Below are 13,034 nucleotides of genomic sequence, written 5' to 3' on the forward strand. Positions count from 1 at the left end.
CGTGGACGAGGATAGGGGTAATGATAATTGAATCGTTATTAGCTGCACATGGCTTCGGCCTCGGTTTGTTTAAAACCATAAGCATGTACTAAGGCGGCAATTTTATTTTTGGTGGGGATAGGTGCCTGTAATAATTGGTTAAGACTATTACCCGCTTTTACGCCCATACAATCTTCGGTGACCAGAGCTGGTATAGGAGTTATGGCCCAATTGCCGGATGGGTTGATGGTTTTGGCGTAGTGACTAAATATTTCAGCGAATACTTCGCTTATTTCCTGCCTGTCTGGCGCGGTATTGTCGTTAAATTCGCTTATGGCCTGTTTTTTTTCACCGCCATTGCTAAGGCCAGATGACTTTTCTGCATTGATTAGTTCTTTAGGTACAGAAAATCCTTTGATGATACGGGCCTCAACAGAGCGTTCGGTACTCTCAAAAAGCTTATCGTTATTTTGTATAGCGTAAGGCTGAAACTCTGGTTTCGCATTCTCGTCTTCGTACTCAATGACAATTATCTTTTGAGCACTTTTAGCTCCCTGGAAAGTACCCAGATCACGTTCCAATTGCGACGGTACATTGCCATAACCGCCGTTATCTGTAACATTATCAGCTTCCTCCCGGCGCGATTGCATGAATAACATGGTAGAAGGGAGGAAGCCGGTAGTCACCTCACGATTGTTGAATGTTTTGATTCCCGCTTCGGTCTCAAAATCCTCCCAAACGGCGTCGGCCTCTATCAGTGGGTAATCATTCACTTCCGGGTTAAAATAATATAACTGGCCTTTGTACCTATGCCATCCGCCGGCTGCTTTAACCTGGGCCTTAATAACTTCCGAGTCTGGATTGTAAGGGTCAATAAACGTAACCTTGCTGCGGGTGATGTTTTTCCAGGTTTTGCGTCCCCAATCGTTATATAAAGCATACTTACCGATAGTTGCAGGATCATCAGCATCACCCATGCGTATGTCCTCAAACTTTACGTAGTTTACAGCTACTACTTTAAAATTAGCGTTGTAGTTGATATGTATGCCAAACCCACGGAATAATGCTTTATCTGTAGCAACAGCCTTTAAAAGCTTCGCAAGTGTCAGGCCATTGTTGTTAATGACCTGCTTGCCTAACGATGCTTCTTCAAAACCGATACCAGCGATAAATTTTGCCCGTTTGTTCCAGCAATCTTTTGCTGTGGGCGATTGGCCAACCAACTCCAGCATGCGTTGCGGGTAGGCATTATCCATATCAAAGTTCAGGATGCCGAAGGTTTGATTAGGCCTTACCAGTATCCGGCGTTCTATTTGTGGGAGATAGGTTTTCATTAATTGATGATTGGTTTATTGATTAGTGAATGAGCCGGATATACGTCGTGCCCTTCTTTTCCGTCGTGTTCCGCCTGCCTGCCTTTCCGACTCACCATTTTCCGGCCTTTCCACAAATAACTTTGCTATGTGTGGATGGCACTGTAAATACCACTCGGCTTCATCATCTGTCAGGTTATCATTGCTATGGATAGCGGGAGAGCCAGGCGTAAATTGATGCATGCCAGGTTTTAAAATGTATTTTTTCATTGAGTTATTGCTGGGCAGTTATTGGGTCATTAAAATATTATAATGACCCAATGATTAATGATTGAATTATGCTGCCAAAGCTTCTAACGCTGCAATAGTACTTGCATAAGTAGCTGATCCGCTTTGCGGAGCAATGGATACAGCGCGCGGAGGGTATGGTTCTTTTAGCTTATCAGGATTGGTTAGTTTAATCTTGTAACCGCCATCCAGGGTTTCGTCAGCTGCATTACGCTCTGCTTCGGTTACTATTAAGCCATTTACCGCGCCAAAAAGCTCAATTGCAGAGTCGCCGTCTTTATAATTATTTACGATGATGGCTTTCACGCGGCCGTATCCCATGGCCATTAATTGAGTTTTAATATCGGTAGATAAGCCCGCGATGTTAAAGTCAATCTCTTCAGTATATCGTGGGCCAACCTGTGTTTTAGCCAGTTTGCTTGTTGCGTTAAAACTGTTATTGGTTCCTTCAAATTTATAGACCTTTGCAGTGCTTACTGCAGTAAGGCCGGTCACAATTAAAGGGTTGGCAGCATCGTAGGTAAGGGTGATGTCATCCTGGTTAAAGATGTATATTACATCCTCAATGCCTGAGGTAATGGGCGTATCTGCGCCAAGCGCAAAACCCGCGTTTATTTTATTGTAAATTGACATAGATTATTGTGGAATAATTGAATTAGTGAAAAGGATAAAGTGCAGGGATCAGGTCTTGTGTTGCAGCTGTCTTACTACTAAGCTGATAAGTAAAACAGCTCGTTAGCGAATTTAAAGCTTACCGCCGCTTTCATGCGGGCTTTCATGCGTACTACGTTATCGTTTGTATAAGGCTTCATATAAACGGTTGATAGTTCTGAGGCATCGCCCAACAAGTCCACACCAAGGAAAAGGTTTGATGAACGCGCGCCAAGAATGGTATTAGCCTGCCAGTGGTTCATTAGTTGCAACGGCAAACCCAGATAATCCATTTTCTTTTTATCAGTAAAGGCATTTAAAACGTTGGTAGCTTTATCTGCCTGTGCCTGGGCATAAGCATAACCTACATGCAAAGGTATCTGCAAATTAAAGTCATCCTGACTGCGGTCCGCAGGGTCAAGCTGTGCATAGATGCCGCTTAATACACCTAAAACGTTACTTGCATTGATATAGCTAACTGTAGCTGCCGTGGCAGTGCCGCTAAAAATGGCCGCTTTGCGGGTGTTGATCTCGTTATAATTACGCACCAGCTTAAAGGTTGTTGCACTGGCTACCTGTATAAAGTACGATTGCCCTGCTACATCTATACCGCTGCCGCCGTTGGTGGTGTCTTTGATACTGCCGGTTACGCCGGTTATGGTTACCACATCGCCATCTTTAAGGGTGCTGGTGCTACTTACGGTTACCACTCCTGATGCACTGATAGCGGTTGCAGCCATAGAGGTATCTGATTTGCCCAGTCCAGCTTTGTAAACGCCGCTTGCAGCCGCAATGGATGGTAACAGACCTGCAAACGGGGCAGTAAAGGCAGCTTCTTTAGTGGCGCCTTTTCCCAGCCAGTAAAGGCGTTCATTAGCTATCTGAATTTTGGTAAGGTAGCGCTGCACCATAAAGTCGCTTAGGTCAACTACGCCTTCATAGTCAAGAAAAGCGCCGGGCTTTAATTGCTGACTTTCCCATGATTGCACCAGTTTATCCCATTGTTCCTGCTTCATGAATTCGTAAACCACCGGGTCCAGGTAGCTTTCCACCTGTTGAGCGGTTGTGCTCTGATCTGCAAACATGCCAGATGGATTTTGCAATACCACATCGTCGTCTACATCAAGGATAACTTTGCGCGATTTTACGTCGTTAATAACGGTCAGCAGTCCACGCTTTACGGAGTCGGCCTCCAGCAGCGTGCTTGCCATGAAACCCGCCAGCGCTTCGCCGGCATAGGTGTTGTTTGTGAATGTAAATTGAGCCATTTTTTGTTTTAGAAGTATTAATTATGAAGTATCAAGTCACAGGTGGCAAGTATTCAAAAAAATGATTGTTTTGATACTTGGTACTGAGTACTTACTACTATTTCCCTACCGCCCTTTTAACCGCGTTTTGTGCAAGAGTGCTTTGAGGTGCAAAAAAGGGTTGAGTTTCTGTTTTTGCCTTGCTGCTGCGCTTAGAGCCCTGGGGCTTAAAGTCGCTTTTTATTTCATTCCTTATTTCTTCGTGTGTTTTATTAAGGCGTGCCTGGGCATGTTCCAATGCCGCTTTTGCTTCATTTAGTAAGGCGTTTTGCGCGTGCAAACGTGCTTTTATTTGCTTCAGCTTGTTTTGAACTTCTGCAGGCTTTTTAGATGGTTTGAATAGGGATATTGGCATGTCTTCTTCGCTTTCATCATCGTCGGCTATCTCAACCTGTGCAATCTTTTGTACTTTGCCGTCCTTAACACTCAATTGTTTCCCCTCCGCAGTAGTGTAAGTGTCGGTAACGGCGGGTTCGGTTAGTTCCTCATCCTGGTAAACATCGCAGCCCTCGGCCATCTCGCCGGCATGATGCAAAGTGCCTTTATCGGTAATTATCTGTTTGTTTACCACCCGCTTAAAAAAGTTCATGATCTTATCCAGAACCGAGGTGGTGCGTTCGATAAGTTCTCTGTTGTCCATGTTCATATTGCTTTTGTTTGTTAAGATTTTATTGATGCAGCGCTGGTAAACCGCCGGTGCTGTATCGGTGTATTTTTTGATGAGTGCGCTATTGATAATGGTTTGGCTGTAATCCTCGATCGTATCCACAAAGCCAAGATCGAGGGCCTGGTCGGCAGTCATCCAGGTAACGGAGTTGATCAGGCTGTTAACGGTAGCTTCATCCAGGCCGGATCTGTCCATATAGATCTGCGCCAGGCGCGACTGAACTACATTCAGCATCTGTACATCTTTCAAAAGCTCATCGGCATTGCCGCCGCTGCCTACCATGGGTTTGTGTATCATGAGCAAGGCATATTTGCTCATTACAATTTTGCTGCCTGCCATAGCTATTACCGACGCTGCCGACGCCGCTAAAGCGTCTATATAAGTGGTTACTACGCCCGGGTATTTCTTAAGTAGATCGTAAATGGCAATGGCATCAAAGGCCGAGCCACCTACAGAACTGATGTGCACCTCTACATCGGCACCGGCAGCTGCATCTAATTGGGTTTTAATGTAAGCGGATGACAGGCTGCCTGAGCCTATGCAATCCGTTTCGGTATCGTATAAATATATCTTCATTTGATGTGATTACTTAAAAGAGTAATGAATGCGGGATTCGTGAACCTTGCTGCTTGAAAAGGCTATTTTAGCCTTTTGATTTAAATGCCGATTGGCATAGTTTCAGTGAATTTGAACTCGAATTAAAAGAATTTGTGAATTCATCGAATTCGTAATCCTAAACTTATTTCGGGATCTTTAATGCCGACATGTGGGGTACTGAATCAAGTTCAGCATGACCTTGGTTGGTTAACACTACAAATATCGGTAGAATAATTCATTATGATGATGACAGAGGTTTGTCAGTGGATCAGAATTATAGAATTTATGAATTTTCAGGATGCTTACTTATAATTATGTTAATTCTCAAATTCTGTAAATCCTGATTCCGACCATTTGAACTATACAAATATCGGTAGAATAATTCGTTATGATGGTGACAGAGGTTTGTCAGTAAATCAGGATTTACAGAATTTAATAAATATTCAGGATGCTTACTTATAATTCTTTTAATTCTCAAATCCTGTAAATTCTGATTCCGACTACTCCGAAAAAGAATTCAAGGCCCGCCAGATGGTTCGCTCATCTTTATCAAATTTTAGCTCGGCCTCCAGCACCGCCTGGTTTTTGCTGATACCCCGTGTTTGTATCTGTGCGTTTACCCAAAGGTAAATTTCCCGGTAGGTGAATACTTTGGTAGTTATAAAACCGGCTTTGTACAGCGCTGTAAGTGCACCTTCGTCAAAAAGGTTATTAGCAAGTTGGATATTCATGATTTGGTATCAAGTAATTAGTATCAAGTATCAATAAATAGTAGTGAGAAAGCCATAGCATCAAGTGAGAGGGACTTTAACTACTTGCTACTAAAGGTTAACCCTGTTAACTGTTTGGGCAAGTATGCCCTGTTGGGTGTTTACGTCTTTAACGTCTACGTAAATAGGAGGAAAGTTATTGATCATTTGGTAGGCCAGCGTGTTTGCCAACTCCTTGGCATCATTAACAGGCTGATTGTAATAACGGTTAGCATTACCTCCATCAGTAAATATACCGCCTATAGCATAACCCCTGCCGGTATTAGGCACCGAGAAATCTCTGCCGCCATGTGCTACATTAATGGCACTCACCAGGTTACGTGCCCATGGGTTACGCATAGCTTCAGAAACTACTACAGCTTCGCCGCTTCGCAGGTATGCGTTGGTATCGTCTGTGCGACTGTAGCCAGTTAATACTGCGCCACGCCCGTCGGACACGAAGCGGCCACCCCTAGCAAATGCAGGTGGTTTTTGGGCTACAATGGTGGCTATCTGCATAGCGGTCGAAGCTATTATTCCCGGGATAACTAAAGGTGCTAATACACCCGTTTGTGCTGTAGCTTTAGTGACGGCCAGTGCGCCATTCACTACTGCCTGTAATACCGATGCACGCTGCTCAGCCTTAAAAGCCTTAACCTTTTCCTGGTTTTCTTTTTTCTGGTATTTATCTTCTATAGCCTTGCGCTGGCTCTCAGTTAGGTTTTTATTACTTAACTCGGTCGCTTTATCTTTTTCAAGACCTTTTATTTTGGCGTCGCTGGATTTTTGAATGTTACTGCCAATTATTGAAAATGCCTTATCTGCTACCTGCTTAGCCGTATTCAGCATAAACTCTTTGCGTTGCTGCTCATACTTTTTAGTCAGTTCACTTTGCTCTTGCTGGCTTTTTTCCTTTATCTCCTTTATTTTTTCCTCATTGCCTTGCGCCTGCAGTATTTCATAATTGTACTTATCCTCTATAAGCTTTTTTTCTGCCTCAAATTTTTTCCATGGGAGAATGGCTTTTTTAACATTGTTCTCGTCATATTTAAGCTTCCCTTCTGCCTCGGCAATATCTTTTAGATGCTTAACAGTAGCATCCATATTTTTTTCGGCAAAAGTTGTTAAACTGCTGCCAATACCCTGGTGGTATCTGTCCTGCAAAGCCTGGCTCTGTTTGTGGTATTCTGCCTGGCTGATCAATTTTTTGTTTAGCTGATCATCCAACAAAGAAACTTCATTATCATAGGCTTTTTTCTCATTTTCAAAGTGTTGGGCTATGGTTATAGATTGGGCTGCAAGTAAATCTTCGCTGTGGGTGTGATTGGGTTTAGGAGTAGGGCGTGGTGTGTATTGAGGTAAATTATTGGCTGGGGTAGGCAATGGGTATATACCTTTATATTTACTTTGTTGTTCTCTGGATTTGTTTATTGCTGCTGTCAATGCCTCGTTCCTTCTGTTAAGGATAGCTGTATCTGTATTTAAATCTGCAATTGATTTTTGTAAAACATTGCGTTCCCGAGTTAATCTATTAATTGTTGCAGGGTTAACCGTGTCTTTTGATTCTGTTCCGACAGTAAATGAACTGCCACCTAAAATTTGTGGTTTTTGTAAATTTTCATTTCGTTTTTGGGCTTCTTTTAACTCGTTTTCGCGCAATTCTAATTGTTTATTCAAGGTTTTAAGCCTATCCTCGTTTCCAAGTTTTCTTTTCTCATTATTAACGATTATATCTTCAGCTGCCCTGGCACGAGCCGATGCTATAATTGATTGCGTAAGTTCGTCGTAGGTTTTTTTTGCTTTCCCAGCTAATATTTCTTCAGTTGTTAAATTACTGAATGTATTTGGATACTGGTCTTTTAATTCATTCACTGCTTCTTTTCGGGCTAATAAAGATAGTGTTTGATTTTGGGTAGCATCATATATTAATTTCAAATGCACTAATTCTTGTTGCGCATTTTTATCGCCTTCTGATTTTGATTCGTTTAGTGCCTCTATTACAAGTTTGGTGTCTTTTAATTGTTTACCCAATGCTGTTAAAGTGGTTTGCCCCTTTACCATATCACTTATCCAGTCAATTATAACACCACTGTATGAGGCTAAAAGTGTAACTCCAAGAGACACCATTGAATTCAATGAAAATAAAGAGCCCGCTAATTCTTTTAAAATGCTCTTGGGCTTTTGTCCGTTTGCTGCTAATTCTTTGTTTTGCGCATTTAGTTTAATTATTTCATTTACAACTGCCGGCAATTTTTCTCCAACAGCTTGTAGCCCTGCTTTTATGCCATCGGCAAATTCTGGAAGTTTGCTGTTAAGACCAATTATCGAAGCCTTTAAATTATCGAGCGCTTCCTTATATTTTTTAGCTCTTTCAATATCATTGTCAAGTGGATTTGTATTCATAAATATGTTTATTATGTTATATGGAATAATAGTTTCAATTTAATTATTGGTATGCCAATTAAATTAGCATTTTTGAAGATAAACTTTATCACATGAGATATATTAAGCCACTTTCGGCTATTCTATTAATTACTACATTTTTTGGCTGTCAAAATCAATCTAAAGAGAAAGCGGTAAATGAAACTAAAAATGTTCAACCTCAAGAAACTTTAGATAGTTCTGATCCCCGTCCAAAAGATCAAACCTATTTTTTAAATAAAGTAAAGGCTGAATCTGATTATGACATTACATCAAATTCTATAAAAAAAGACGCGCATATTGAAGCTTTTAATAAGTATGCAAAAGATACTTTAAAAGAATTTAAAGACTGGCAATTTGTTGTAGATGAAGTAAATGATAATGATTATGAGGCAAATACTGTAAGCAAAATACTTGGGTTTAATGTTAATCCAATTTATAATTTAAAGTTGGTTGCCCCTATAAAGATTGATAATTCGGTTGATACGATAGCTATCGATAACAGAGTTGATTTTACATACACTATTCCGAAATCTCCTAAGGGAGCATCGCTTAAAAAGCAACTGATGGTTATAAAGGATTTAAATCAAGGAGATACAATAATTATCTCTGGAGCGGTGACACATCTTGATGATAAAGGAAAAATAAATTTTGCACCCTTTTATGATCAATATCTCCCATGGAATGTTGACCTGATCGTTAGTGAAATTCGCAAAAAGGCGAATCCTTCTGTAAAATAATCAGTAAAATGGTTGAGTTCACTAATAAATATATTAAGCAAGAATTATAGTCATAACATTATTACTACCCCAGTTTCACAAATTCTACCTTTACCGGCTGGCCTTTGCGCCAGCTGTCAATTTTGTTGATGTAATAGTAAGCGCTGTCCTGTTCCAGGTAGATAGGTATAAGCAGGTCCAGCTCTAATATATCGCGCGGTGTAAGTAAAAAATACCGCTCTACTTTTTTTGTTTGCTGCAATATCTTTTCCAGTTCGGGGTAGTATGCCTTTCGCAGGTCATCCCATAAAAGGCTATATTTTACGTTGCTTTTCCAGAAATATGGCACCGAGATCACATCGTTAATTACACGGCTATTTTGGCCGTCGGTAAAAGTTATTTTTTTGGGGTTGTCACCTTGGCTTAAATTAAATTGCTCATTTATCAGAATGCGGGGCTGGGTACCTGTATTAAAATCGGTATTGTCCGGGTCATCTTTGGTATCAACCTTTAAAATTTGCGCTATGCTTCCATTGAGATAAGGCCTGTTAAGGGTAGGGGCAAACTGGCTCTCAAAAAGGTCAGTGCTCAGCGGTAGGGTCTTATCAGCTATCCTGATCTCCGAGTTACCAAACTTTTGCGGAAAGATAGCCTCGTCCTCTTTATACAGCAACTTGTTTACCTGTGCGTAGCTGCCCAGTTGAAAGCTTATGGCCTTGCCATGGTCCAGGCATTTATGGGTCCAGTTAAGCGCACGCGGTATATTTTCAACAATATCCCTGAAGGATGAGAAGGTTACCATCCGCGTGGTATTATTGGTTTGGCAGATGATACCAAAACGCTGCAGGGTGTCTTTCAACAAATCTTTTTGCGTAATATCCGGGAATATGCGCTCGCATTGTACCTGCTGGCCGTACAAAACATCATGGTTATCGGCGGTGATGGTAAGCTCTGTATCGGTAGGCAAAATAAAGTAGCTACCAGTGTAACCTTTAAACAGGTAACTTATCATCAGTTGATGCCCGGGCTCAAGATATGCCTCTGCCGAAAGCGTGACCGGGTCATCATAATTTTTAAAGCCAAATGAGCTAAAGGGTGCAGTGGGCATCGGCGTGCCGTCTATCAGGTTAAACTCGTTAGAGGCCAGTTCCAGCTCGCCATGTACAGGGTCAGTTGATTTTATCAGTATCACCACGCTTGAGCTGTATTCACCGGGTTTTTTCATGTTCCCGTACACAAAAATCTGAGGGATCTTAAGCGAGATATTCACCTTTGTAACCGATGTTGCCGTGTAAATACCTGTTGATGGGTTGTAATTATTATCTTTATTTCTTACAACATTGTGAAACGGAATATTCCCTCTGTCCGGGTCTTTTATATTGGGATGTGTTTCTTTATAACTGTAACCTAAGGTTGCTGATACCCCTTGAGTGTCCGGCGATTTCTGATAATCGATACCATGCTCAAAGCTGTCATTAGCAAATTGCACGATCAGCTTATCATACATGGGCTGTTTAAGCAGAAATGATGATGGGTCTGTTTTATAACCGGCCAGCTTAACAAACATATCAATGGCGGTTTTAAGAAAAAAACCCGGGCGCATATACCTTACATCAATAACCGGGTTGGTAGCGTAGTCGGTACCGATCAATCCGTAATCAACCACCGGCCATATCCAGCCCTGCGTATTGCGCTGCGAATTAATGACGTTATCCAGACTCCACGGATGATTAAAATCCGCAAAAGCTTTTTTCTGGCCAATATCAGTGGTGCTATCGCCCATGTCGTAGATCTTCACATCAAGCGAGTCGAAAAAATCGACATTGCCGCTTAAAACGGTAATTGCTGCGGTATCATTTTCAACGCTGTTTAAAACCGCTATACCCGACGGGACAATCTCCAAACCATCTTGAATGATTTTTGCCTGATAATTATCATAAGGCAGGTTGGTGGTAAAAGCAATATCATCCGGGAAACCTAAAATCTGCCTGTTACGTTGCGTCAGCGGCAGCTTAAACTGGTTACTGGTGTTGCCCTGCTGATTTTTTACCTCGGCCAAGTTGTTGATCTGAAAAGTAAGGGCTACAGGATTATCATCACTAAGGTCAACCAACTGATCGTTTATATATAGTTGTAATTGGGTCATGGTTATCATAGGGTCATTAAGTCATTGGGTCATTAAGCTAACTGAGCCTATAATGACTCAATGACAGCAAAGCAAATGACCGCAATGACGTTGTATTACTTATTGCGCCTGGATATTTATTGCCGGCAGGTTGAACGTTATACTGAATGGCGCCTGCCCGTTACGGGTTTCATACTCGCTGTATGTAGCCGTATTGATTACTATCGTTTGCCATTTAACAGGGTTGCGGTTTACCAGCATCTGCACCTTTGGTGAGTATTTAATAGACTGCAACCCTTTTACATCATTTACAGAAAGATCTTCGGCCATTACCTTCATTTTTTGCCCGGCCGATTTGCTGATCACCTCATCAATCCCTTCCTGGTTCTGCCAGTCGCTAACGTAGTTTTTAATGATAACGGCGTTTTGCACGTCGAGGCTTATCTCCTGATTCATTACAAAGCGGTAGTAATTCCAGCTGCCGCTTAGGCCTATCCATCGCAGGTAAACCGACTGATCGTCCACTGCATCATCAATACGTATGGTTTGGGTTTGGGTGAGCGTATGCGTAATATCTTCGTCGTCATCATACTTTAAAACCACATTTATATAATAGGCATTGCCTGGAAACGGCCCTTCGATCAGTAAACGGTTTAAACCTAACTGCTGGGGGATGGGTATGGTGGTGCTCTGCCCGGCAATTATCATTTTGCCGCCATCGTTGTTCAGTAGCCACGATCCGTCATCGTTGAGCAGATAACCTGTTTGCAAACCGCCTGGCAATGCGTTGCGGTTAATATCAAGCAAGGTAAATTCGGCATACACATTTCGCCCTATCATATCCTCGCTATAAATAAAAGCTATGTCAAACGGATAACCATTGCTAAAGGCTGGTTCTTTAAAATCGGTTATCCATTTAGCTTTATCGGCACCGGCGGGCGTGCTTGCAAAAGGTACATAATCAGCAAGGTTACCGCCAAAGCGTTCGCCCAATTGTTTGGCAGCATAAATCACATAAAAAGGTTCTTCAATAACATGATATGCCGTTGTGAAACCTTCAGCCGTATCATTGTCCCATTTTTCGGCATAAGCTACTTTATAAGAAGCGCTAAGGTTAGCGTCCCTGAAATTTTGCAGTGCATAATCGCTTTCATCTGTAGGCCTTAACAGGCTTTGCAAAAAGTTAGAGATGTTGGCTTTGATAACGCCGGTATTATCCGGCCGGTTTTGCGATGTGATAGTGCTTTCCTGGCCAGTCAGCTGATCATCATAAGTAATTCGTGTAAGTAGTTTATAGTAAGGCTTCAATCGGTTGATATTAATGAAACCTGTTCCATTTCCCTTAAAAGGTGTATCTATTACCAACGTATAGTCTGAATACTTTGATAAAACCTTATAAGTACCTGTACAAATTTCTGTTGACAGGTATATCAGATCGCCTGCTAATACAGCAGATACATCTTTGTTGATGAACACACGCGTATTCCCATCAGCGGTATTCAGCTCCAAACGGGTAACATCAAAATCTTTTCGCTGATAAGTAAACACTACCGGGTTGAAAGCTGCATTCCAGCGTGAAATGTTATTGCCGGGTAAGGTTATTGCAGGGGCTGATTGTAACAGGCTGCTAAGCGTCGGAACAAAAACGTCCTGACTTTTAGCGTTATCAGCAGCATCAAAAACGGTTATGGTATAGTTCCCTCCGGTTAATTCAGTAAATACAGGTGATGCTGATGTTAATGTATCGTTCAGCTTATAAGTAAGCGGCAGATAATCAGATGTTGCATTAACGGTTATCCGGCCGTTTTTTGCACCCGGGGCAGATTCTGGTTGGTTAACCGTTATACTGATAATTTGCAGATGACTTTGCTGCGGTATGGGCTTAGGTGTATCAATACTGCCGCCGGTTAAGCTTTTAATATTGAAATTTTTATATGACGACGACGTTACAATATGGTTGCTGTTAAAAATAACGCGACTGACCTCGCCTTTATAAACAAGCTGGCGCATGCCGGATACTGTAACCTGGCGGGTGGTGATATTGCCACCATCATCAACAGTATAAGTAACGGTGCAATTGTTGCCGTCGGTAAGCTCACCGGTAAGTGGGTTAACTATAGCGATGAAAACTAATGCATAGGTGGACATGCTGCCATAGTCGTCTAAAATAGTAGCGGGCAGATGTTCTACCTCTATTCGGGCTGTTAAATTCATTATT

10 protein-coding genes are annotated in these 13,034 nt (G+C 41.9%); 1 reads left to right on the plus strand and 9 read right to left on the minus strand.

Translation table 11 applies throughout. The features are described 5' to 3' along the window. Positions 1–38: 38 nt before the first annotated feature. The 7 genes from ACFQZX_RS03990 to ACFQZX_RS04020 form a co-directional block, all read right to left on the minus strand. On the minus strand, positions 39–1,313 hold the full coding sequence (locus tag ACFQZX_RS03990) for a hypothetical protein (protein WP_377111551.1): 1,275 nt from the start codon (positions 1,311–1,313) through the stop codon (positions 39–41). Between the two features lie 15 nt (positions 1,314–1,328). After that, entirely contained in the window at positions 1,329–1,562 is a 234-nt protein-coding gene (locus tag ACFQZX_RS03995) for a hypothetical protein (protein ID WP_377111553.1), read from the minus strand. A 66-nt stretch (positions 1,563–1,628) separates the two neighbouring features. Further along, entirely contained in the window at positions 1,629–2,213 is a 585-nt protein-coding gene (locus ACFQZX_RS04000) for a hypothetical protein (RefSeq protein WP_377111556.1), read from the minus strand. A gap of 77 nt (positions 2,214–2,290) precedes the next feature. Next, entirely contained in the window at positions 2,291–3,499 is a 1,209-nt protein-coding gene (locus tag ACFQZX_RS04005) for a hypothetical protein (protein ID WP_377111559.1), read from the minus strand. Positions 3,500–3,596: 97 nt separating this feature from the next. Beyond that, positions 3,597–4,781 (minus strand): head maturation protease, ClpP-related, encoded by a 1,185-nt coding sequence (locus ACFQZX_RS04010; RefSeq protein ID WP_377111562.1) that lies wholly within the window; start codon positions 4,779–4,781, stop codon positions 3,597–3,599. Between the two features lie 521 nt (positions 4,782–5,302). Further along, the gene (locus ACFQZX_RS04015) at positions 5,303–5,533 is read right to left on the minus strand and encodes a hypothetical protein (RefSeq protein ID WP_377111565.1); all 231 of its coding nucleotides are present in this window, start codon (positions 5,531–5,533) and stop codon (positions 5,303–5,305) included. Between the two features lie 90 nt (positions 5,534–5,623). Further along, positions 5,624–7,954, minus strand: coding sequence for a hypothetical protein (locus ACFQZX_RS04020; protein WP_377111568.1), 2,331 nt, complete (start codon positions 7,952–7,954; stop codon positions 5,624–5,626). 92 nt (positions 7,955–8,046) lie between these two features. Between ACFQZX_RS04020 and ACFQZX_RS04025 the strand changes: the two genes are divergently transcribed. After that, positions 8,047–8,712 (plus strand): hypothetical protein, encoded by a 666-nt coding sequence (locus ACFQZX_RS04025; RefSeq protein WP_377111570.1) that lies wholly within the window; start codon positions 8,047–8,049, stop codon positions 8,710–8,712. 64 nt (positions 8,713–8,776) lie between these two features. Here ACFQZX_RS04025 and ACFQZX_RS04030 read toward each other — a convergent pair whose 3' ends face one another. Together ACFQZX_RS04030 and ACFQZX_RS04035 are read right to left on the minus strand one after the other, a co-directional pair. Next, positions 8,777–10,837 carry a hypothetical protein gene (locus tag ACFQZX_RS04030; protein WP_377111572.1) on the minus strand — a complete coding sequence of 687 codons (2,061 nt, stop codon included), beginning with the start codon at positions 10,835–10,837 and terminating at the stop codon, positions 8,777–8,779. Between the two features lie 99 nt (positions 10,838–10,936). After that, complete coding sequence (locus ACFQZX_RS04035) at positions 10,937–13,030, minus strand: hypothetical protein (RefSeq protein WP_377111575.1); 2,094 nt, start codon at positions 13,028–13,030, stop codon at positions 10,937–10,939. Positions 13,031–13,034 lie beyond the last annotated feature (4 nt).

Source organism: Mucilaginibacter litoreus, from assembly GCF_042676805.1.
Classification (GTDB): domain Bacteria; phylum Bacteroidota; class Bacteroidia; order Sphingobacteriales; family Sphingobacteriaceae; genus Mucilaginibacter; species Mucilaginibacter litoreus.